This window comes from Streptomyces sp. NPDC006610, from assembly GCF_040611575.1.
In the GTDB taxonomy this organism is placed as follows: Bacteria; Actinomycetota; Actinomycetes; order Streptomycetales; family Streptomycetaceae; genus Streptomyces.
Genome location: NZ_JBEXOP010000065.1, coordinates 1 through 21843, shown reverse-complemented (window position 1 = coordinate 21843; position 21843 = coordinate 1). Strand labels below are relative to the sequence as shown.

Annotated in this window: 22 protein-coding genes and 1 riboswitch; of the genes, 11 read left to right on the top strand and 11 right to left on the bottom strand. The window is 74.3% G+C overall.

Annotation, left to right across the window (positions count from 1 at the left end):
• Window positions 1-199 precede the first annotated feature (199 nt).
• Window positions 200-472: a (2Fe-2S)-binding protein gene (locus ABZY13_RS32145; RefSeq protein ID WP_356637092.1), complete on the top strand. Its 273-nt coding sequence runs from the start codon at window positions 200-202 to the stop codon at window positions 470-472.
• Between the two features lie 105 nt (window positions 473-577).
• Here ABZY13_RS32145 and bfr read toward each other — a convergent pair whose 3' ends face one another.
• Window positions 578-1057: a bacterioferritin gene (gene bfr, locus ABZY13_RS32140; protein WP_356637090.1), complete on the bottom strand. Its 480-nt coding sequence runs from the start codon at window positions 1055-1057 to the stop codon at window positions 578-580.
• Between the two features lie 174 nt (window positions 1058-1231).
• On the opposite strand from bfr, the gene ABZY13_RS32135 reads away from it, so the two are divergent.
• The gene (locus ABZY13_RS32135; RefSeq protein ID WP_356637088.1) at window positions 1232-1864 is read left to right on the top strand and encodes a sulfite oxidase-like oxidoreductase; all 633 of its coding nucleotides are present in this window, start codon (window positions 1232-1234) and stop codon (window positions 1862-1864) included.
• A 31-nt stretch (window positions 1865-1895) separates the two neighbouring features.
• Here ABZY13_RS32135 and ABZY13_RS32130 read toward each other — a convergent pair whose 3' ends face one another.
• From ABZY13_RS32130 to thiO, 5 genes are all read right to left on the bottom strand, one after another.
• Window positions 1896-2774 (bottom strand): deoxyribonuclease IV, encoded by an 879-nt coding sequence (locus tag ABZY13_RS32130; RefSeq protein ID WP_356637086.1) that lies wholly within the window; start codon window positions 2772-2774, stop codon window positions 1896-1898.
• Window positions 2775-2904: 130 nt separating this feature from the next.
• Window positions 2905-4821, bottom strand: coding sequence for a Stk1 family PASTA domain-containing Ser/Thr kinase (pknB, locus tag ABZY13_RS32125; protein WP_356637084.1), 1917 nt, complete (start codon window positions 4819-4821; stop codon window positions 2905-2907).
• Window positions 4822-4941: 120 nt separating this feature from the next.
• Window positions 4942-5736, bottom strand: a complete 795-nt coding sequence (locus ABZY13_RS32120) for a thiazole synthase (protein ID WP_356637082.1) — start codon at window positions 5734-5736, stop codon at window positions 4942-4944.
• A gap of 3 nt (window positions 5737-5739) precedes the next feature.
• Window positions 5740-5940 carry a sulfur carrier protein ThiS gene (gene thiS, locus ABZY13_RS32115; protein WP_356637094.1) on the bottom strand — a complete coding sequence of 67 codons (201 nt, stop codon included), beginning with the start codon at window positions 5938-5940 and terminating at the stop codon, window positions 5740-5742.
• A gap of 11 nt (window positions 5941-5951) precedes the next feature.
• A complete protein-coding gene (gene thiO / locus ABZY13_RS32110) occupies window positions 5952-7196 on the bottom strand; it encodes a glycine oxidase ThiO (RefSeq protein WP_356637080.1) in 1245 nt (414 codons plus the stop codon).
• A riboswitch (TPP riboswitch) is annotated at window positions 7188-7299 on the bottom strand. Its footprint overlaps the gene before it by 9 nt.
• A gap of 51 nt (window positions 7300-7350) precedes the next feature.
• On the opposite strand from thiO, the gene ABZY13_RS32105 reads away from it, so the two are divergent.
• The 6 genes from ABZY13_RS32105 to ABZY13_RS32080 all read left to right on the top strand — a co-directional run bounded on the left by ABZY13_RS32105 (window position 7351) and on the right by ABZY13_RS32080 (window position 12334).
• Window positions 7351-7704 carry a hypothetical protein gene (locus ABZY13_RS32105; protein WP_356637078.1) on the top strand — a complete coding sequence of 118 codons (354 nt, stop codon included), beginning with the start codon at window positions 7351-7353 and terminating at the stop codon, window positions 7702-7704.
• Window positions 7705-7732: 28 nt separating this feature from the next.
• Complete coding sequence (locus tag ABZY13_RS32100; protein WP_356637076.1) at window positions 7733-8962, top strand: FAD-dependent oxidoreductase; 1230 nt, start codon at window positions 7733-7735, stop codon at window positions 8960-8962.
• 93 nt (window positions 8963-9055) lie between these two features.
• Window positions 9056-9421, top strand: a complete 366-nt coding sequence (locus tag ABZY13_RS32095) for an Rv2175c family DNA-binding protein (RefSeq protein WP_356637074.1) — start codon at window positions 9056-9058, stop codon at window positions 9419-9421.
• Between the two features lie 121 nt (window positions 9422-9542).
• Window positions 9543-10217, top strand: coding sequence for a thiamine phosphate synthase (thiE, locus tag ABZY13_RS32090; RefSeq protein ID WP_356637072.1), 675 nt, complete (start codon window positions 9543-9545; stop codon window positions 10215-10217).
• A gap of 212 nt (window positions 10218-10429) precedes the next feature.
• Entirely contained in the window at window positions 10430-11353 is a 924-nt protein-coding gene (metF, locus tag ABZY13_RS32085) for a methylenetetrahydrofolate reductase [NAD(P)H] (RefSeq protein WP_356637070.1), read from the top strand.
• A 57-nt stretch (window positions 11354-11410) separates the two neighbouring features.
• Window positions 11411-12334, top strand: coding sequence for a hypothetical protein (locus tag ABZY13_RS32080; protein WP_356637067.1), 924 nt, complete (start codon window positions 11411-11413; stop codon window positions 12332-12334).
• 209 nt (window positions 12335-12543) lie between these two features.
• On the opposite strand, the gene ABZY13_RS32075 is transcribed toward ABZY13_RS32080, so the two are convergent.
• From ABZY13_RS32075 to ABZY13_RS32055, 5 genes are all read right to left on the bottom strand, one after another.
• The gene (locus ABZY13_RS32075) at window positions 12544-14034 is read right to left on the bottom strand and encodes an NAD(P)/FAD-dependent oxidoreductase (protein WP_356637065.1); all 1491 of its coding nucleotides are present in this window, start codon (window positions 14032-14034) and stop codon (window positions 12544-12546) included.
• A gap of 67 nt (window positions 14035-14101) precedes the next feature.
• The gene (locus ABZY13_RS32070) at window positions 14102-14716 is read right to left on the bottom strand and encodes a DUF4126 domain-containing protein (RefSeq protein WP_356637063.1); all 615 of its coding nucleotides are present in this window, start codon (window positions 14714-14716) and stop codon (window positions 14102-14104) included.
• 526 nt (window positions 14717-15242) lie between these two features.
• Window positions 15243-15884: a TetR/AcrR family transcriptional regulator gene (locus tag ABZY13_RS32065; RefSeq protein ID WP_356637061.1), complete on the bottom strand. Its 642-nt coding sequence runs from the start codon at window positions 15882-15884 to the stop codon at window positions 15243-15245.
• A 74-nt stretch (window positions 15885-15958) separates the two neighbouring features.
• Window positions 15959-18043: a YhgE/Pip domain-containing protein gene (locus ABZY13_RS32060; protein WP_356637059.1), complete on the bottom strand. Its 2085-nt coding sequence runs from the start codon at window positions 18041-18043 to the stop codon at window positions 15959-15961.
• Complete coding sequence (locus tag ABZY13_RS32055; protein ID WP_356637057.1) at window positions 18015-18947, bottom strand: ATP-binding cassette domain-containing protein; 933 nt, start codon at window positions 18945-18947, stop codon at window positions 18015-18017. The genes ABZY13_RS32060 and ABZY13_RS32055 overlap by 29 nt, the downstream gene beginning before the upstream one ends.
• Window positions 18948-19095: 148 nt before the next feature.
• On the opposite strand from ABZY13_RS32055, the gene ABZY13_RS32050 reads away from it, so the two are divergent.
• From ABZY13_RS32050 to ABZY13_RS32040, 3 genes are all read left to right on the top strand, one after another.
• Entirely contained in the window at window positions 19096-19668 is a 573-nt protein-coding gene (locus tag ABZY13_RS32050; protein ID WP_356637055.1) for an SAV_6107 family HEPN domain-containing protein, read from the top strand.
• A 536-nt stretch (window positions 19669-20204) separates the two neighbouring features.
• A complete protein-coding gene (locus tag ABZY13_RS32045; RefSeq protein WP_356637053.1) occupies window positions 20205-21032 on the top strand; it encodes a methyltransferase in 828 nt (275 codons plus the stop codon).
• A 278-nt stretch (window positions 21033-21310) separates the two neighbouring features.
• Window positions 21311-21709, top strand: coding sequence for a DUF3040 domain-containing protein (locus ABZY13_RS32040; RefSeq protein WP_356637051.1), 399 nt, complete (start codon window positions 21311-21313; stop codon window positions 21707-21709).
• The last annotated feature ends 134 nt before the right edge of the window (window positions 21710-21843 follow it).

The following is a 21843-nucleotide window of genomic DNA, read 5'->3' as shown; positions in this document are numbered from 1 at the left end:
TTTTTCGGCGCGCGTGCCCCCGTGTTTCTGTGGCGCGGGCGGGGGGTGGGGGGGGGGGGGCGGTCCCGTGGGGGGGCGGGCCCCCCCCCACCCCCCCCCCCCCCCACTCCACTTTTGCGCCACATGAGAGACGGGTAAGGTTAGGTTTGCCTCACCGAGAACGTCGGGATGGCGAGACCCAGCTACATCCCGCCGGGAGGTGAGCCGCGTGTACGTCTGCAGTTGTTTCGGGATCACCGAGCAGCAGGTCAAGCAGCATGCGCAGGACGGCGCCTGCACGCCTCGCCAGATAGCGTCGGCCTGCAAGGCGGGCACCGACTGCGGCTCGTGCGTCCGCCGCATCCAGGCCATCCTGGGCCGTGGCGCCTGCCCCCGCCGCGAGCTGGCCGACCAGGGCAAGCCGGTCCTCACGGAGCTGGCCGAGACGCTGCAGGGCGCCCGGGTCGCACAGGTCGGCGAGATCGCCGCCTAGCTGCCCCGAGGGCGGTTCCCCGAGAACGCTCCCCCGGGTGATTGCCGTCAGTGACCCGGGAGCGGTTCCCGGGGGCGGTCACCGGGAGCGGTTCCCGGAGGCGGTTCAGCTCTCCGGCTGCTCGATCAGCTGCGCGATGTACAGCGCCTCGCCGAGCTTCTCCAGCAGCTCCAGCTGGGTGTCCAGGTAGTCGATGTGGTGCTCCTCGTCCTCGAGGATCGACTCGAAGATGTTCGCCGACGTGATGTCGCCCTTGCTGCGCATCACCTCGATGCCGCGCCGCAGCCGGTCGATCGCCTCGACCTCGATCTGCCGGTCGGCCTCGAACATCTCCCGCACCGTCTGACCCACGCGGACGTGGAACAGCCGCTGGTAGTTCGGCAGCCCCTCCAGGAACAGGATCCGGTCGGTGAGCACCTCGGCGTGCTTCATCTCGTCGAACGACTCGTGCCGGGTGTACTTCGCGAGCTTGGTCCAGCCGAAGTTCTCCTGCATCTTCGCGTGCAGAAAGTACTGGTTGATGGCCGTCAGCTCGGCGGTGAGCTGCTCGTTGAGGAATTCGATGACCTCGGGGTCGCCCTGCATCGCAGAGGCTCCTTCCACGTCGGTGCTCGGAGGTTGCCGCCGCATGATTGCACCGGGTATCCAAGATCGTCCAGTAAGTGCTGGCTTAGTAAGTAAGGGCATACTTAGCGGCAGTTGCCCGATTCCCGACATGGCTGGTCATGGGCACGGTGTCCGGTCTGTCAGGATGGAGACATGGGTCATCCGGTGGAGCGCGAATCAGGAGAAGCAGTACCGTCCGAGCTTCCGCCGGGACAGCGACTCCAGCGCGGCTGGCCGGTCACGCACTACGGCCCGGTGCCCAAGTTCCGGCCCGAGCGCTGGGAGTTCAGGGTCTTCGGGGCCACCGCCGACGGCGAGAAGCACGGCTGGACGCACGAGGAGTTCACGGCCCTGCCGTACACCACCGTGGTGGCCGATCTGCACTGCGTGACGAAGTTCAGCATGGTCGGTGCGGAGTGGGGCGGCGTCCCCGCCCGGACCATCCTGGAGATCGTGCCGCCCGCACCGAATGTCACCCATGTGATGGTGTGGGCGGAGTACGGGTTCAGCTCGAATCTGCGCCTCGCCGACTTCGCGTCCGAGCGCACGATCTTCGCCACCCACAAGGACGGCGAACTGCTGACCGCCGAGCACGGCTTCCCGCTGCGCCTGATCGTCCCGCACCTGTACGCCTGGAAGGGCCCCAAGTGGGTGCGGGGCGTGGAGTACATGACCGCCGACCGCCGCGGCTTCTGGGAGGAGCGCGGCTACCACAACGTCGGCGACCCGTGGAGGGAACAGCGCTACTCGTACCAGGAGGAGCCCGGGGAGGGTCCCGAGCTGTAGCGGCGGCGCGTGGTGCGGCGCGTGCTGCGGCTCACATCTCCCGGAGCTTCTTCAGCCGCTCCACGTCCGCGGCATGGCCCTCCCTCCCGCCGGGCGTCTCGATGATCAGCGGCACGCCCTCGGTGGCGGGGTGCGTCATCAGCGCCCGGAACGGGTCCTCGCCGATGTGACCGGCGCCGATGTTGGCGTGCCGGTCCTTGTGGGCGCCGACGACGTCCTTCGAGTCGTTCGCGTGGATCAGCTTCAGCCGGCCCTCGCCGACCGTGTCCACCAGGAGGTCCAGCGTCCGGTGCATCCCGTCCGGCCCGGTCAGGTCGTGCCCGGCGGCGAAGACGTGACAGGTGTCGAGACAGACGCCGAGTTTCGGATGCGCGTCCAGGGCCTCGAAGTACGGCCCGAAGTCCCAGGTGCGCGAGCACAGCGAGGAACCCTGCCCGGCCGTGGACTCCAGCAGCAGGAACGGGTCGTCGTCGTGGGTCAGCTCGTCCAGCAGCGGCAGCAGATGCTCGCGCACCTGCTTCAGGGCGACGTCCCGCTCCCGGCCGCCGGTGGCGCTCCCGGTGTGCACGACGACCCCCAGCGCGCCGATGGCCCGCCCGCGGCGCAGCGAGTGGCGCAGCGACTCCACCGACCTCTCGACGGTGGCTTGTGTGTGCGAGCCGAAGTTGATCAGGTACGGGGCGTGCACGTACGCCGGTATCGCACCGGCCTCGCACGCCTCGCGGAACGCCTCGTCCTGCCGCGGGTTGCCGGCCGGAGTGGCCCAGCCGCGCGGATTGGCGACGAAGACCTGCACGGTCTCGGCCCCCAGCTCGCGGGCGTAGGCGAGGCCGACGGAGTGGAGCCCGCCGGCGACGGGGACATGACCGCCGACGGGGTTGCGCGGGAGAGCGGGAGGCTGGTTGTTCACCCGTCAAGGGTGTCATGGGCGAGGACGTGCCCCTGTCCGCGCGGCGCCCGCCCGCGTGGTGGCCGCACGGGTGGTGCTGCCCGCCCGCGTGGTGCCTGCCCGCGCGGGCGGGCACCGGCGGCGGTGGCCCTCAGCCGATCTCGATGGTGATGGTCGAGCCCTTGGGCGCCTGCTCACCGCCGTCCACCGACTGGTCCTCGACCGTGTCGCCGCCGAACAGGCCCAGCAGCCCACGGTCCTCCTCGACCCGGAAACCGGCGGCCTCCAGCTTCCCGGTGGCCTCGTCCGCACTGTCGCCGACGACGTCCGGGACCTCGACCATCTCGGGGCCCTTCGAGAGCGTCAGCGTCACCGTGTCGCCCTCGGCGGCCTCGCCGCCGGGCGCGGGGGACTGTCGGGCGACCCGGCCCTTGTCGTGCTCGGAGTGGACCTCCTCGGTGGCGATGCGCACCTTGAGGCCGGCCTCCCCGAGCTCCTGGCGGGCGTCCTCGAGGTCCCGCCCGGAGACGTCGGGGACGTCGACGGGGGCGCCCCTGCTGACGGTGAGCGCGATCGCCGAGCCGGCCCGGGTCGTGACGCCCGAGCCGGGGTCCGTGCCGATCACGAAGCCGCGGGGGACGTCCTCGTCGAACTCGCGGGTCACCATGCCCGGTTCCAGGCCCTCGTCCTTGAGCACCGCGCGCGCCTTGTCCAGCCGGTAGCCCGACAGGTCCGGCACCTTCACCGTCTCGGGGCCGTCGGAGATGACGAGCGACACCGAGTCGTTGTGCCGGATGCGGCTGCCCGGCTCCGGGTCGGTGCTGATGACCGTGCCCCGCCGGACGGTGTCGCTGTACGCGTGGTCGACGTCGCCCAGTTCGAGACCGGCGTCCGCGAGCCGGTCCTCGGCCTGGGCCTGGGTCTTCGCCAGCAGCGGCGGGACCTTGGTGAACTGGCCGGAGTTGATGTACCAGACGCCCGCGCCGACGCCGAGCAGCAGCAGGACGGCCGCGAGGACGCCGACCACCGCGCGCGGCGGGCGCGGCCGGCGGCGCGGGGCCGGGACGGGCGGCGTCCGCAGCCGGCTGGTCCGGTCGAGCGAGGGTCCGCCCGCCTCGTCGTCGTCGCCCACGGGCAGCGGGCGCGGGATGACGCTCGTACGGTCCTCGGCGTTGTCGTGCGCGGCCGTGACCGCCTGCGGGGGCACGGCGTCGAGCTGGTCGGCGCCGAGCCCGCCGCGCGCCTCGCGGGCGTGGGCGAGCAGCGCCACGGCGTCGTGCGGGCGCAGGTCCGGGGTGCGGGCGGTGGCCGAGGCGACCAGCTCGTCCAGCTCGTACGGCAGCCCCGGCACGCGGGCCGAGGGCGCGGGGACGTCGTCGTGGACGTGCTTGTAGAGGATCTGGGCCGGCGTGTCCCCGGCGTGCGGCCTGGCGCCGGTCAGCATCTCGTAGAGCATCACGCCGCACGCGTAGACGTCGACGCGCGGGTCGGCCGTGCCGTGCTCGATCTGCTCGGGGGCCAGGTAGGAGACCGAGCCGAGGACCGAGCCGGTGGTCTGCGTCACCGTGCCCACGGACCGCACGAGGCCGAAGTCGGCGACCTTGACCCGGCCGTCGTCCCCGATCAGCACGTTCTCCGGCTTCATGTCCCGGTGCACGAACCCGGCGCGGTGCGCCGCGCCGAGGGCGGCCAGGACGGGCTCCAGGATGTCCAGCGCCGCACGCGGCTGCAGCGCCCCGCGCTCGCGCAGGACGTCGCGCAGGGTGCAGCCGGCGACGTACTCCATCGCCAGGTAGACGTACGACCCGTCCGTCCCTTGGTCGAACACCTGGACGACGTTGGGGTGGGCGAGGCGGGCGACCGACTTGGCCTCGCGGATGAACCGCTCGACGAACGTGGCGTCCGCGGCGAGGGTGGGGTGCATCACCTTGAGCGCGAGCACCCGGTCGAGGCGGGTGTCCACGGCCCGGTAGACCGTGGCCATGCCGCCGACCGCGATCCGCGCGTCGACGCGGTACCGGCCGTCGAGCACCTGCCCGGCCAGCGGGTCCTGAAGGGTCGTGTCCACGGCCCGAGTCTACGAGCCGCCGCCGACACCGCCGCGCGTCCGGCGACGACGGGCCCGGGACTGCAGCCGACCTGTGACGCAATCCCCACACCGAGAGCCGGCGGCCCGTCGCAGCGCCCCTCAGAACGCGGGCCGCTCCGGATCGAGCACGGCCAGGCCCTCCGTGGGAGAGGACGCCTCGGCGAAGTGCCGCCGCGGAATCCGCCCCGCCAGCCGGGCCAGCCGCCCCGCCTCCACCGCGTGGCGCATGGCCTCCGCCATGACGACCGGCTCCTGGGCCCGCGTCACCGCCGAGGCGAGCATCACCCCGGCGCACCCCAGCTCCATCGCCAGCGCCGCGTCCGACGCCGTCCCCGCGCCCGCGTCCAGAATCACCGGCACGCGCGCGTGCTCGACGATCAGCTGGAAGTTGTGCGGGTTGCGGATGCCGAGCCCGGACCCGATGGGCGAGCCCAGCGGCATGATCGCGGCGCAGCCGACGTCCTCCAGCTTCCGCGCCAGCACCGGGTCGTCGTTGGTGTACGGCAGCACCGTGAACCCGTCGTCGACCAGAGTCTCGGCCGCGTCGAGCAGCTCGATCGGGTCCGGCAGCAGGGTGCGCTCGTCGGCGATGACCTCCAGCTTGATCAGATCGGTGCCCAGCGCCTCGCGCGCGAGGCGGGCGGTGAGGACGGCCTCGCCCGCGGTGAAGCAGCCGGCCGTGTTCGGCAGGACCCGGATGCCCAGCCGCTCCAGGACGGACAGCACCGAGCCGTGCACCGTCGGGTCCACGCGCCGCATCGCGACCGTGGTCAGCTCCGTCCCCGACGCGACCAGCGCCCGCTCCAGCACCTCCAGGCTGGGCGCGCCGCCGGTCCCCATGATCAGCCGGGAGGTGAGGGACGTGCCCCCGAGGACGAACGGATCGTCGGCCATGGGTCAGCCTCCTTGGACGGCGGTGAGGACCTCGACGCGGTCCCCCTCGGCGAGGGACGTCGTGGGCCACTGCGCGCGCGGGACGACGGTTTCGTTGACGGCGGCGGCCACCCCGGAGGGCGCCGCGGTGAGGGTGCGCACCAGCGCGTCGAGGGCGGTGCCGTCGGCGACCTGGCGGCGCTCCCCGTTGACGGAGATGGTCATGACGGAGGTGTTCATACGGGCTGCTCCGTGCGTACGGCGGGTACGGGTGCGGGGGACGTGTCCACGGCGGGCGCCGCGGACGGGCCCACGGCGGAGGCGGCCGGCGCGGCGCCGAAGCGTTGCGGGGTGAAGGGACGGGCCACCTCGGGCAGTTCCCCGGTCGCCAGCGCGTGCGCCAGGACGTCGCCGGTGACCGGTGTGAGCAGCACGCCGTTGCGGAAGTGGCCGGTGGCCAGCAGCAGGCCGTCCAGGTCGGTCGGGCCGAGCAGCGGCGCGTTGTCCGGGGAGCCGGGGCGCAGTCCGGCCCGGGTCTCCGTCAGGGGGAGTTCGGTGAGGCCCGGCACGAGTTCGTGGGCGTCGCGCAGCAGCTCGTACACGCCCCCGGCGGTGACCGTGGTGTCCCAGCCCAGTTCCTCGCTGGTGGCGCCGATGACCAGTTCGCCGTTCTCGCGCGGGACCAGGTAGACCTCGCTGCCGCGGACGACCGCGCGGACGGTGCGGTGCAGGAACGGCGCGTACCGGGGCGGCACGGTCAGCCGCACCACCTGCCCCTTCACCGGCCGCACGGGCGGCCGTACGGCGTCCGGGACCCCCGCGAGGCGACCGCTGAAACTGCCGGCGGCGAGGACGACCTGCCCGGCCGTCAGTTCGGCGTCCCCGCGCGTGACGGCGCCGGTGGCCCGGTCCCGGGCGACGGTGAGCCGCTCGGCCGCGTCCCGGTGGAGCGTCACGCCCGCCCGCTCGCACGCCGTGACCAGGGCGGCGGCCAGCCGGCGCGGGTCGATCTGGTGGTCGCCGTCGACCCGCAGCCCTCCGCGCACGCCCGGCGCGAGCATCGGCTCCAGGCGGCGGCACTCGCGCCCCGACAGCCACTGCGAGTCGAGTCCCGACCGGCGCTGCAGGGCGTGCAGCTCGCGCAGATGGGCGCGGTCGTCGGCGTCCAGGGCGACCGCGAGGGTGCCGCACCTGCGGTAGCCGAGGTCGTGGCCCGCGGCCTCGGCCAGCTCGGCCGCGAAGGCCGGATAGCGCTCGGCCGAGGCCAGGTTGAGGCCGAGCAGGGTCTGCTCGCCATGGTGCAGCTCGGTGACGGCGGCGAGCATCCCCGCCGCCACCCGGGCGGCCCCGCCGCCCGGTTCGGGGTCCACGACGGTCACGGAGAACCCGCGCTGCGCGGCCCGCCAGGCCGTGACCAGGCCGATGATCCCGCCCCCGATGACGAGGACGTCGGACGCGTGCGCGGAGGACGACACGGGCATTCAGCCCCTCCCTTCGCCGGCATGACCCGGATCAGGTTCGTACGGTCGGAGGCCGCCAGCCTCCCTCTCAGCCCGGTGCGTCCGGGCTCCCGCGAGTGCTTTACGGTGGCCACCCTAGCCGCCCTCCGCCGTTCTCAGTAAGGGAGCCTGTGCCGTGGCCCGATCCCTGGACGGTCTCGTCCTCGCCCCCGTCGCCGACCAGTCCCCGGGCCAGGTCGGCGCCCGCACCCGGTTCGCCTACCACGAGCGGGACGGTGAGGTCTGGGCCGAGTACGCGGGCGGCGACGTCGTCCGCGGCTTCCTGGTCGGCGCCCGCGCGGGCGACCGGCTGGACTTCCGCTACGTCCAGCTCACGCGGGACGGCGCGACGTCCAGCGGGCACTGCGTGTCCACCGTCGTGGAGCTGCCCGACGGGAGGGTGCGGCTGGAGGAGACCTGGGAGTGGGAGTCGCGGCCGGGGAGCGGCACGAGCGTCGTGGAACAGGTCGGCGGCCCCGGCGCGGACTGACCGTGCGTCAGTTGTCTATGGTGACCGGATGAGCGAGCAGAGGCAGTCGGGCGCGCGGCGCGCGGTGATCGCCGGCGCGGGCATGGCCGGCGTGCAGACCGCGGTCGCGCTGCGGGAACAGGGCTTCACCGGTGGCGTGACGCTGATCGGCGCCGAACCCCACCAGCCCTACGACCGGCCGCCGCTGTCCAAGGCCGTGCTGCTCGGCACCGCGGAGGGCTCCGCCTTCGACGTCGACTTCGAGGCCCTCGGCATCGAGCTCCACCTCGGCCGCGAGGCCCTCGGCGTGCGCCCCGGCGACCACGTCCTGGACACCGCCGCGGGCCCGGAGCCGTACGACGTCCTGGTGCTCGCCACCGGCGCCGAGCCGCTGCGGCTGCCGGGCGCCGAGGGCGTGCCCGGCGTGCATCTGCTGCGCACCCTGGACGACGCCGAGCGGCTGCGCCCCGTGCTCGCCCGGCAGCACGACATCGTGGTCGTGGGCGCCGGCTGGATCGGCGCCGAGTTCGCCACCGCCGCGCGGGAGGCCGGCTGCTCCGTGACCGTCGTGGAGGCCGCCGACCGGCCGCTCGCCGGGGTGCTGCCGCCCGAGGTGGCCGCCCCGATGGCCGGCTGGTACGCCGACAGCGGGGCCGTACTGCGCACCCACGCGCGCGTGCGGCGCGTCGAGCCCGGCACGGTGGTGCTGGACGACGGCTCCACGCTGCCCGCGGGCGCCGTCGTCGTCGGCATCGGCGCCCGCCCCGCCACGGACTGGCTCGCGGGCTCGGGCATCGAGCTGGGCGTCCACCGGGAGGTCGTCGCCGACGCCCATCTGCGCACTTCCGCTCCGGACGTGTACGCGGTCGGCGACTGCGCCTCCTTCCCCTCCGGCCGCTACGGCGAGCGGCTCCTCGTGCACCACTGGGACAACGCCCTCCAGGGCCCGCGCACGGTCGCCGCGAACATCGTCGGCTCGGCCACCGGCGAGCCCCTCGCGGCCTACGACCCCGTGCCGTACTTCTGGTCCGAGCAGTTCGGCCGCTTCGTCCAGTACGCCGGGCACCACACCGCGACCGACACCGTGCTGTGGCGCGGCGACCCCTCGGGGCCCGCCTGGAGCGTCTGCTGGCTGCGCGAGGGGCGGCTGGCCGCCCTGCTGGCGGTGGGCCGCCCGAGGGACCTCGCCCAGGGGCGGCGTCTGATCGAGGCGGGGGCGGCCATGGACCCGCGGCTGCTGGCGGACCCGGCGCTGCCCCTGAAGGCGGCGACGGCCTGACGCAGGTCCCAAGACGGGCGGATCGTCCCCCTTGTGACCCTTCCGACCCCGCCCGGCTACCGACTGTCAGTCGCAGATGGCAGTCTTGGTGACGTGACCGAGATTGACGCAAAGATCGATGCTCTCGTCCCCGCCTGGCTCACGCTCCCCGACATCGCCGACATGCTCGGCGTCGAGGTGACGCGCGTCCGGCAGCTGGTCAAGGAGGGCCAGCTCATCGCCGTACGCCGAGGTGAGAACCGCGCGCTGCACGTCCCCGCCGCCTTTATCGACGGCGACAAGGTCGTCAAGGGCCTGACCGGCACCCTGACCCTTCTGCGGGACGACGGCTTCACGGACGAAGAGATGCTCGAGTGGCTCTTCACCCCCGACCCGAGCCTGCCCGGCACCCCCGCGCAGGCGCTCAGCGAGAATCGCGGCACGGAGGTGAAGCGCCGCGCCCAGGCGCTCGCCGTCTGATCCACAGCCCGACCGAACAACCGTCCGGCGTATGGCCGCGGCTCCGCCCCGGCGGGCCGCGGCCCCGGCCGCGCCCGCCCGCCGGCCGCCCTGCGCCCACCGAACCACGGGGGACCCGCACATGCCCGGCACCGCCGCCGAGACGGCCACCGCCGTCACCGCCCGCGCCCAGCTCGCCGACGCCCGGCTCTATCTGTGCACGGACGCCCGCAAGCGCCAGGGCGACCTGCCCGCCTTCCTGGACGCCGTACTGGCGGGCGGCGTCGACATCGTGCAGCTGCGGGACAAAGGCATGGAGGCCGCCGAGGAGCTGGAGCACCTCCGTGTCCTCGCCGACGCCTGCGCCCGGCACGGCAAGCTCCTCGCGGTGAACGACCGCGCGGACGTCGCGCACGCCGCCGGCGCGGACGTCCTCCACCTCGGCCAGGGCGACCTGCCCGTCCCGGCCGCCCGCGCCATCCTCGGCGGCGACGTCCTCATCGGCCGTTCCACGCACTCCGAGACGGAGGCCGCCGCTGCCGCCGCCCAGGAGGGCGTCGACTACTTCTGCACCGGGCCCTGCTGGCCGACCCCCACCAAGCCGGGCCGTCACGCGCCCGGACTCGACCTGGTCCGTCACACCGCGTCACTGGGCACCGACCGCCCCTGGTTCGCCATCGGCGGGATCGACCTCGGCAACCTCGATCAGGTGCTGGACGCCGGGGCCCGCCGGGTCGTCGTCGTCCGCGCGATCACCGAGGCGGACGACCCGGGCGCCGCCGCGGCCGAGTTCGCCGAGCGGCTGCGGGCCGGGTGAGGGGCGGGCCGGTGAACGCTGGGCCGGTGGGAGACCGGCCGGTGGCGGACCGGCCGGTGCGGCCGGTGGGAGACGGGCCGGTGGGGCCGGTGGCGGGCGGGTCGCGGTGCGGTTCCTCCGTGGTCTGTCCAAGGGGTGGACAACGGTCCGGCAAACCGGGCAAATTCCAGCATCCGGTTGGGTGACCGCCGCGCCCTGGCTAACCTGCCCGTATGGCCCTCGGAACCGCATCCACCAGGACGGACCGCGCACGCACCGTGCGTGACATCCTCGCCACCGGCAAGACGACGTACTCGTTCGAGTTCTCGGCTCCGAAGACCCCCAAGGGCGAGCGGAACCTGTGGAGCGCGCTGCGCAGGGTCGAGGCGGTCGCCCCCGACTTCGTGTCCGTCACCTACGGCGCCGGCGGTTCCACCCGCGCGGGCACCGTCAAGGAGACCCAGCAGATCGTCGCCGACACGACGCTCACCCCGGTCGCCCACCTCACCGCCGTCAACCACTCCATCGCCGAGCTGCGCAACATCATCGGCCAGTACGCCGACGCCGGCATCCGCAACATGCTCGCCGTGCGCGGCGACCCGCCCGGCGACCCCATGGCCGACTGGGTGCCGCACCCGCAGGGCCTGACCTACGCGGCCGAACTCGTCCGGCTCATCAAGGAGTCCGGCGACTTCTGCGTGGGCGTCGCGGCCTTCCCGGAGATGCACCCGCGCTCCGCGGACTGGGACGCGGACGTCGAGCACTTCGTCGACAAGTGCCGGGCCGGCGCGGACTACGCCATCACCCAGATGTTCTTCCAGCCCGAGTCCTACCTGCGGCTGCGCGACCGCGTCGCCGCGGCGGGCTGCGACACCCCGGTCATCCCCGAGGTCATGCCCGTGACCAGCGTGCGGATGCTGGAGCGGCTGCCGCAGCTGAGCAACGCGCACATCCCCGCCGTCCTGAAAGAGCGGATCCTCACAGCCAAAGACGATCCGGCCGCTGTACGCTCCATTGGCATCGAGTTCGCCACCGAGTTCTGCGCGCGGCTGCTGGCCGAGGGAGTGCCCGGACTGCACTTCATCACGCTCAACAACTCCACGGCGACGCTGGAAATCTACGAGAACCTGGGCCTGCACCACCCACCGCGGGCCTAGACCGGCCGGGCGCGGATACGCCACACTGCGTAACCGGTCACTGGGAGAGGGGCGTACATGGGCTGGACGGTCCTCTACATCGCGTTCGGCATCGTCGCGCTGTGGTTGCTGGGCGAGGTGCTGCTGCAGTACAAGGCGCGGCTCCGCTGGCGGCTGCTGGCGTTCGTCGGCTTCCTCGGCGTCGTCCTCGGCGTGCTGATCCCGTCCGTCGTCGTGATCGGGCTGGGCGCCGCGGCCTTCGCGGTCGGGCAGACGTACGTCACCCTGTCCTTCCGCCGAGGCTTCGAGGCGGGCTGGGCGGTCACGGGCCGGCCGTCGGCGGGCGGCAGCAAGCGCCGCCGCGGCGAGGCGGAGCGCCGGGACCCGGCCCTGGAGGTCTCCGGTCTGGAGGAGCACGGCGACGCCGCCCCGCACGGCGACGGCCAGGACGACCACGACCGCGACGACGTCTTCACCCCCTCCCGTCCCGTCGACGCCACGGCCGCCGAGACCACCTCCGTGTACTCTCCGCAGCCGCTGCCCGACGACACCGGCTCCTACGGCGTCTACGGCGACACCGCCGGGTACGCCCCCGCGGACCAGTCCCAGGAGCAGTACGCGACGGCCGCCCACGCCGCCGCCGACCAGTCGGCCTACGCGTACGACGCCTACGCGGCCTACGGGCAGCAGGGCTACGGCTACGACACCGGCGCCCAGCAGCAGTACGCCGCCTACTCCGACCCGTACGCCGGCGCCCAGAACTACGACGGCGCCGCCTTCGACCCCGCCTACGGCAATCCGCAGCAGTACGGCCAGGGCTACTCCCAGGACCCGTATGCCACCGGCGGTTACGGTGAGACGCCGCCCGGCGGCGTGTGGGTGCCCCAGCAGCGCAGCGCCGACGACCCGTTCGCCGGTGAACTCCCGCCCGAGCAGCCGTACCCGTACCAGGGCGACGGACAGCCGCAGCAGAACGGCTACGACGAGCGTTACCGCTACTAGCGGCTCGCCGCGTCCCGCCGGTCACCGGGGGCTCCGCCGCGCAACGGTTGGTGCACGTCTCTCGGGTCGGTGCCCTGCTCTCGGGTTGGGGCTTTGCTCTTGCATCAGTGCACTGCTCTCGGCTGGTGCACCGCTCGCGAGGCGGTGCACCGCTCACCGTTCGGTCCGCCGCTCCACTTGAGGGCCTCCTGCTACGGGAGGCCCCCGGCTCACTGTGAGCCGCGGAAGTCCGGGCCCTCCACGATCAGGCCGGCCACCAGCGCGCCCGACATGCCCGCGTGGGGCAGTCCGCCGCCGGGGTGGGACCAGCCGCCGACCGTGAACAGGCCGGACAGTGCGGTGGTGTTGGACGGATGCAGCAGCCGTCCGCCGGCCGCCGCCAGCGAGGGCGCCGGCACCGCGCCGCCCTCGGCGCCGGTCGCCGCCTCGACGTCGGACGGAGTGCGCACCTCGCGCCACAGCAGACGGTCCCGCAGGCCGGGTATCGCGCGCTCGGCGGCCGTGATCATGCGCTCGGCGTGCTCGTCGCAGGCAGTCGTCCCCACGGGCACGGGCGCGGTGACGGCGACCGCCTCATGCGCGGCGTCCGGGACCAGCGCCGGGTCGTCGGGGCGCAGCACGGTGACCGTGGGGGTGGTCGACCACGGCTCGCCGTCGAACAGCGAGGCCAGCTCGGCCTCCCGGTCCCCGGAGTGCACCACCGTCCGGTGCGCCGTCCCCTCCGGACGCTCCCCGGCGAGCGCCAGGCACACCGTCAGCCGACTCGGCAGCCCTTGCCGCGGCGGCACATCTCCGGTGCCCCGCACCGTGGTGTCGCCGGCCAGGCGCCCCAGCGTCCCGGGAGCGACGCCAGCGACGACGAAGTCCGCCTCCGCCACCGAGCCGTCCGCCAGCTCCACCCCCGCCGCGCGGCCGTCCTTCTCCAGCACCCGGGCGACCTCGACGCCGAAGACGAACTCCACCCGCCGCGCCAGGCACCGTTCGTACACCGCCCGCGCAAGCTCCCGCAGCCCCCCGCGCACGTACCAGGTGCCGAACGCGTGCTCCATGTACGGCAGCACCGCGGCACTCGCCGGAGCCGTCCTCGGATCGAGGCCGTGCGCCAGCGCATGGCTCTCCAGCAGCGCCGCCAGCCGGGAATCGCGCAGCTCCCACGCGCCGACCTCGGCGAGCGTGCCGGCCCGCCGGGTGCGCAGCAGCCGCTTGTGCGGGACGGCGGGGTAGGGCTCCCGCTCGGCCAGCACGCGCCAGTCGGGCCACAGGGGCTCCTCCAGCAGCGGTCTGCGGGTGCGGTCCCAGGCCTCGCGGGCCCGCACCAGGAAGTCGCCCCAGCGCCGGCCCGCGCCCGCTCCCAGCGCCGCGTCGAGAGCGGCGACGACGCCCGCGCGCGAGGCGTTCGGCAGGGCGATCCCGGTGCCGTCCGCGAAGACGTGCCGCGCGGACGGGTCGACCTGGACGAGGTCGACGCACCGCTCCAGCGGCTCCTTGCCGGTCTTGACGAACAGATCGCGCTGCACCGCGGGCAGCGGCAGCAGCCCGGGGCCGGTGTCGAAGCGGAAGCCGTCGCGCTCCAGCCGGCGCACCGCGCCGCCGTACGTCTCCGTGCGTTCGTACACCGCCACCCGGTGGCCCGCGACGGCCAGCCGGGCGGCGGCCGCCATCGCGCCCATCCCGGCGCCGATCACCGCAATCCGTGCCATGACCGCGACTTTATCGGCCATCACTGACACCCTGCCGCCGGACCCCTGACCAGCGGCGTTCCGGCGCTCAGCCCGGCGGCGCCTGCGGTCCGGAGGTGAGCCTGCGCGCTGCCCGGCGCTCGGCGCGGCGGCGCAGGAAGCGGCGGATCCGGGAGATCAGGAAGACCAGCGTCACCAGCCCGCCGAGCAGCAGCGCGCCCGCGACGACGGCCGCCGCCACCGGATGGAAGATCGCGAAGGTGATCACCCCGGCGACCCCGAGATCCTCGGCCACACTGAGGGCGATGTTGCTGAACGGCTCCGGCGAGCTGTTGACCGCCATCCTGGTCCCGGCCTTGACCGCGTGGCTGGCCAGCGCCGTCGTGCCGCCGATCGCGCCGGCCGCGAAGTCGGACAGCGAGGCGCTCTGCCCGGCGAGCAGCGCCCCCACCCAGGCGCCCGCGGCGGGCCGGATCACCGTGTGCGCGGTGTCCCACAGGGAGTCGACGTACGGGATCTTGTCGGCGACCGCCTCGCACAGGAACAGCACGCCCGCGGTGACCAGCACCTCGGGGCGCTGCAGCGTCCCGGGCACCTCGTCGCTGATCCCGGTGGCGCCGAACAGGCCGAGGAGCAGCACCACCGCGTAGGCGTTGACGCCGCTGGCCCAGCCGCTCGTGAACACCAGGGGGAGTACGGACACGGACGTGATCGTAACCACGCCCGTGCCGTCGCGTCCTGGGGTCGGGCGCGCAGTCCTGAGTACCGGTACCTAGGCGAGGAGATGAGTACGCGCACGGATGGGCCCCGACCTGGGTGAACGAGAGAGTTGGGGCACGGAGAGGGGCTCGGCCCGGCACCGGCGACACGGGGCGCCGGAGCGGAGCCGGCCCCCGATCCGCTCCTTCCGCCGGCCGCGCGGTCGGCGGGAGCGAGGCACGGGGGAACCCGGGGAGGCCCGGGGCACGACCGAACGGCGCCCGCCGGGGGAAGCGCGGGGGAGCGCGAGAGGCGGACGCCATCGGGGGAATCGGGGGGGAAACGGGGGGAGCACGGGGAAGCGCCGGTTCGTGTGCGGCCCGCGGGGGACGCGGCCACACCGGACCGGCGCTTTCGTGCACCCGGCGGCGGTTGGTCGCCGGTCGACGGCGGGCGACGGCCGGCGGTCACGAGGTGCCGGTTGTCGGCCGGCGGTCGTCGGCAGCCGGGGGTGCCCGGTCGCGGCCCGGCTACCGGTTGCCGGGGGTGCGCCCGCTGACCCGCCCCTGGAGCAGTCGGGAGAGCGCCGCGTGGACGTCGTCCAGGGAGCGCTCCGGCTGGAAGGCCAGCCAGTCCAGGGCGGCCACCAGCACCATGCCGACCAGCGCGGCGGCGGTCAGCTGGACGTCGATCTCCTCGCTGAACTCGCCACTGGCCACACCCTCGCGCAGCACGTCCTCGATGAGGGCGACGACCTGCCCGCGCACCACCATCAGCGTGGACTGCCAGGCGCGGTTGGTGCGCCACAGCTCGGCCACGTAGAGCTGGGTGAAGGCCGGGTAGCGGGCGATGAAGCCGAGGCCCGCGCGGATCATCGCGTCCAGCGCGTCGACCTTGCTGCCGCCCGCGCGCGCGGACTCCTCGGCCGCTGCCCGCAGCGAGGCGGTGAGCAGGCCCACGCCGTGCCGCAGCAACTCCTCGAAGAGGACGGACTTGCTGGCGAAGTTGTAGTACACCGTCCCCTTGGCGACGCCGGCCCGCTCGGCGATCTCGTCCACGGTGGTGGCGGAGAACCCCTGCTCCGCGATGAGCGTGACGGCGGCCTCGTAGAGCTTCTGCCGGGTGGCCTCGCGGCGGCTGCCGCCCGCCGACGTGGTGCTGCTGCTTTCCATGGCCCCGATTGTCACAGCAACGGCCGCGCCGCCGGGCACCGGAGCGGGGGCGGGCGGCGGCCCGGCGGGCGCGGTCACAGCGTCAGCTCCGGGTGCAGCCGGTCCAGCGTCCACACCTGCCTGCGGTGGGCCGACAGGGCGGTCAGGGCGAGGGCGCCGGCGGTGAAGGCGGCCAGCACGAGGCTTCCCGTCCACACCGGTTCGAGTCCGCCGCCGGTGACGAGCCTGCGCAGGGCCTCCACGACGTACGTCATCGGCAGGAAGGGGTGCAGGGCGTTGAAGAAGCCGGGGCTGGTCTGCACCGGGTAGGTGCCGCCCGCGGACGTCAGCTGAAGCATCAGCAGGGCGAGGACCAGGATCCGCCCGGCCGCGCCGAAGCGGGCGTTCAGCCACTGCACGATCGCCGCGAAGCACGCCGTCACCAGGAGCAGGAACCCCACCGTCCCGGCCGCCCGCGCCATCTCCAGGCCGACCGCCCAGTGCAGCACCGCCATCAGGGCGGCCGTCTGCGCCGTCCCGATCGCCAGTACCGGCAGCCAGCCGGCCAGCGCGATCCGCCACGCCGACGCGCCCGCGGCCAGCGCCCGCCGGTTGAGCGGCGGGATCACCATGTACGCCACCATCGCGCCCACCCACAGGGACAGCGGGATGAAGTACGGGGCGAATCCGGTGCCGTAGTTGGGCGCCCGGTGCAGCGACTCGGAGGCGAGCCGCACGGGGTCGGCCATGACCCCGGTGCGCGCGTCGCGCTCCCGCTCGTCGTAGTCGGGGATCCTCCGCGCGCCGTCGTGCAGCCCGCCGGCCAGCCGTACCGAGCCGTCGACCAGCTTGTACATGCCGCCGCTGAGGTCGTCCGCGCCGGTCTTCAGCTCCCCGACGCCCTCGTCGAGGTCCACTGCGCCGGTTTTCGCGGTGCCGAGCCCGGAGTGCAGTGTCTTCGCCCCGGCCGCGACCTTTCCGGCGCCCTCGTTGAGCCGGTCGATCCGGGAGACGGCGTCGGCGAGGTCCTCGGACAGGCGCGGGGCGCGCTCGGCGAGGGCCCGGGACTGCTTCTCCAGAGCGGCGAGACGGCCGTCCAGCTTCTCGAGGTCGTCCCGGCGCTCGGTGACCAGTTCGCCGAGGTCCTCCGCGGCCGTAGCGGCAGCGGCGGCGGCGTCCCTGGCCGACTTCAGGTCGGGGCAGGCCGGGTCGGGCAGTACGGGGGTCTCGCAGCGGGTCTCGTGGACGGCGGCGAGCCGGTCGGAGGCCGCGCGGGCGTCCTTCGCCGCGCCCGGCGCCCGCTCCTCGAGACCGTCGAGGCCCTCGCGGAGCGCCCCGGCGGAGTCCGCGACGAACCGGGCCGTGTCCCCGATCGCCTGCTCGTTGTCCTCCAGGAACGGCCCCACCTTGTCGGCCACCGCGTGGACCTTGTCCGCGAGCGCCTGCGTCCCCTCGGCGACCCGCCGGGAACCGTCCTCCAGGTCGCCCGCACCGCCGTCCAGCCGTGTCAGCCCTTCGGAGAGGTCCCCGCTGCCCTCCTTGGCGTCATCGAGGCCGGCGGCGAGGTCCCTGGACCCCTCCTCGGCCGTGCCGATGCCGTTCTTCAGCCGGTCGGCGCCGCTCGCGGCCCGCACGGTCTCGCCGTGGATGTCGGAGAACGAGATGAAGATCCGGTCCAGGAAGGACCGCGACGCCTTCGTGGACGCCGCCGCGCGCACCTCGCCGAACACCGTCCGCGAGATCTGCCCGACGACGTAGTTGTTCGCGTCGTTGGTGCGCACGTGCAGGGCGCCCGCCTCGGGGGAGTCGCCCGAACCGGAGGCGATGCGCTCGCTGAAGTCGGCCGGCAGGGTCAGCGACAGGTAGTACCGGCCGTCCTCGACGCCCGCGCGGGCCTCGGCGGCGCTCACCTCCCGCCAGTCGAAGACCCCGCTGTCGCGCAGGCCCGCGACGATGTCGTCGCCCGCGCGGACGCGCCGTCCGTCCGCGGTGGCCCCCTCGTCCTCGTTGACCAGCGCCACGGGCAGCCGGTCCAGGCGGCCGTACGGGTCCCAGAAGGACCACAGGTACAGGGCGCCGTACAGCAGCGGGAGCAGCAGCAGCGCCACAAGGGCGGCGCGGGGCAGCCTGCCGCGGCCGAACCGCCGCAGCTCAAGCGCGGCCAGTCTCGGCGAGCGCATCGGCCGTCTCCTTCGCTTCGTCGTGATCGGCTTCGGAGCGGGGACCGGCCTCGCCGCGGGGGTCTGCTGCGCCGTGGGGGTCTGCCGCGTCGTGGGGATCGACTTCGTCGTCGGCTGCGTCATCGCCGCGTCCGGGGGAGACGTCGTCGGCCTTCGCATCGTCGTCGCGGCCGAGAGGGACGTCGTCGTCATCGGCTTCCTCGCCATCGAGGCAGAGGCGGACCACGACCGCGTCCGGAGGCGCCTGACTGCACACCGCCACCACCGTCGTCCCGGCGTCGGCGAGCGACCGCAGCAGCTCCCACACCTCCGCCCGCTCCGCCTCCGACAGCTTCAGGCCGGTGTCGTCCACGCCGAGCACCTCCGGACGCCCCATGAGCGCCAGGGCGACGGACAGCCGCAGGGCCTCCAGCCGCCCGAGATCCCGTACGGCCGTCCGGGAGCCCTTGGGCAGGGCCTCCCGGTCCAGCCCGGCGGCCCTCAGCGCCGAGTCGATCCGCAGGGCGCCCTCGGCCGACCGCTCGCGGCGCGGGCGCAGCAGTGCGCGCAGGGAGTCGCCGAACCGGCGCTGCAGCAGTGCCCGTTCCCGCAGGTGCTCCCCGACGGTCAGGGCCGGGTCGAGGTCGGTGACGCCGGGCACGTGGGCGAGCGCGGTGACCCGGCGCACGGCGCCCAGCCGCTTGGGCAGCCGGGCCTCGCCGACGGCCGCCGTCCCCGCGGTGGCCCTCATCCGGCCGGTGAGCGCCAGCAGCAGACAGGTGCGTCCCGAACCCGACGGCCCCTCGACCGCGATCAGCGAGCCGGCCGCGGCGTCGAGGGAGACGTCCCGGAAGGCCCAGCCGCGAGGGCCCTTCAACCCGAAGTCCCGGGCGCTGACGGCGAGTCCCACGGTTCCCCCCTGCATCCCCGCATTTGCACTGACTGGTCAGTTCAAAAGCTAGCCCGAACTGCCGATCGAGGCAAAACCGCAGGTCAGAACGGATTGTCAGTGCCATACCTCACGATGGGCACATACGGCCACAGTGCCGTCACACGACGACAGGAGGATCGTCATGGCCAACCCGTCCGCAGCCGCCGCCCGCCGGCGCCGCGCCACCGGCCCTGCCCCCTCACTGACCGGCCCGGCGAGCGACGTGCACCCCGTGCTCCGCCGGGCCACGGCCCCGCCCGCCGCCCTCGACCTGCTCACCCAGGCCCGCGCCGGGCTCGACGACGCCGCCGCCCTGGAAACCCCCAACGAGCGGTACGCCACGGCCCACCTCGCCGCCCTGCGCACCGCCGCCGCCGTGCTCGCCGCCCGCGGCCGTCCGGAGACCACGCCGCGCCGCCGGGCCCGGATCAGGAGCGCCTGGGAAGTGCTCCCCGAGATCGCCCCCGAACTGACCGAGTGGAGCGCCCTGTTCGCCTCCGGCGCCCGCCGCCGCGCCCTGGCCGAGGCGGGCGTCCAGGGCGCGGCCAACCGCCGCGACGCCGACGACCTGATACGCGACGTGGCGATGTTCATCCGCCTCGTGGAGCGCATGCTGGTGCTCCAGCCGGTCCTGCCACCGCCCCGCCCCGACGCGGACGCGGCGGTGAAGGACCCCGGCCGGGGGAGGGGGCGCGACATGCCCGACGCGGGCTGAGGCGGCCTGACGCGGGCCGCGGGGCTGCGATCGCCGGTCGTGTGCTGGGTCGGCGGCCCGTCATGGGTGGCCAGGCCGCCGACTGTGGGTTCGGCCGGGTGTGCCGCGGGACCCGGACCGGCGCCGACCGCCGCGGGCAAGGGCGGCCGGGCGGGGGCGCTCGGAGCGCGGGTCGTGGGGCTGCCGTTCACCGGTCGCGCCGCGGCGGCCGCCCATCCGTCGCGGGCGGCAGGGCCACCGCTTGCGGGATCGGCGGTGCCTGCCGCCGGTCGCGGTGCCGGCAGCAGGCACCGATCGCCGCGCCGCCAACCGCGCCGCCAACCGCGCCGACCGCCGTGCCGACCGGTGCGGCGGCGGCGCGGCGGCCGCAGTGGCCGGCCGCGGGACGGGCCGGGCGGCCCGGAGTGGCCGGGCAGGGGGCCGGAGGCAATAGGGTGGAAGGCGCCTGAAGCCTTCCCCCGGACCGCCGCCGGCCAGGGAAGGCAGCCCGTTCGCTCCGCCCCGCGTGGCGGTGCCGCGCCGAGGAGTCAACTGCCGTGTCGGACCCGATGCGCCCGCCCGTATCCCAGCACAGCCCTCACCCGGCGTCGCTGCGCTCCGACCCCTCCCGCCCTCGCGCCTCGCTCCGTACGGCCGTGGTCTGGGACGTCCTGCGGGACGCCCTGGACCGCCGGGTCAAGGCCACCGGCCGGGAGACCCTGGACGTCCTCGACACCGGCGGCGGCAGCGGCAACTTCGCGGTGCCCGTCGCCCGTCTCGGCCACCGGGTCACGGTCGTGGACCCCAGTCCCAACGCCCTGTTCGCGCTGGAGCGCCGCGCCGCCGAGGCCGGCGTCGCCGACCGGGTGCGGGGCGTGCAGGGCGACGCCCACGGCCTGTTCGACGTGGTCGACCGCGGCGGCCACGACGCGGTGCTCTGCCACGGCGTGCTCGAGTACGTGGACGACCCCGCCGAGGGCCTGCGCAACGCGGTGGCCGCACTGCGCCCCGAGGGCGTGCTCAGCCTGCTCGCCGCGGGCCTGGGCGGCGCCGTCCTCGCCCGCGCCCTCGCCGGCCACTTCACCGAGGCGAAGCGCGCCCTGGACGACCCGGACGGACGCTGGGGCGCGGGCGACCCGATGCCCCGCCGCTTCACCGCCGAACAGCTCATCGGGCTGGTCGAGGGCGCGGGCCTGAGCGTCGGCGCGGTGCACGGCGTCCGGGTCTTCGCCGATCTCGTCCCGGGCGTGCTGGTGGACACCGAGCCCGGGGCCGTGGACGCCCTGCTCCAGCTGGAGGCGGCGGCGGCCGAACTGCCCGCGTTCCACGCGGTGGCCACGCAGCTTCATGTGCTCGGTGAGACGCGGGGGACCGACGCGACCTGAGCGCCCGCTGTGACGCGCCGCTGATCAGCGCATTGGTTGCGGATGGAGTACGCCACAGGCCCCCCGATCGGGCGTATCCCGCCGTATGATCGAGGGAGACCGCCCGGCATGACGGGACGGCCGCCGGGGAATGGAAACCTCAAGGCGAGCCGGACCGCCCATGGCGGATTCCGGTTGGTCAATTGGCGCAGAGGGGCGGGTTTCACGGGGGCGATTCCCTGCCTATCCTGAAGAGACCCCCCGGGTCGCCCCGGCGACTGCACGATGAGGAGGACTCCGTGCCGCTCTCAGAGCACGAGCAGCGCATGCTCGAGCAGATGGAGCGAGCGCTGTACGCCGAAGATCCCAAGTTCGCGACAGCGCTTGAGGGAAGCGGGCTGCGCACGTACACCCGGCGACGGGTCTACCAGGCGGTCGCGGGCTTCCTCGTAGGTATCGCGCTCCTCATGGCCGGAATGGTCTTCAACGAGGTCTGGTGGCTCAGCGTCGTCGGCTTCCTCGTCATGCTGGGATGCGCGGTGCTCGCCGTGACCGGCTGGCGCAAGGCCCCGAAGCCCGGCGAGCAGGCGGCACCGGGCGCGGGCGCGCCCCCGGGCCGCCAGGGTCGGCAGCGGCGCTCGATGATGGACCGGATCGAGGAGCGCTGGCAGCGCCGGCGCGACGAGCAGGGTCACTGACACTTCCACAACGTGAGGGGTGGGGGGGCCGCGGGGGGGGGGCCCCCCCCCACCGGGCCCCGCGGCGGCCGGGGGCGCGCCCCCCCCCGGGAGGAGGAGGGGGTGGTCGGCGGGGGGTTGAGTTGGGTGTTATT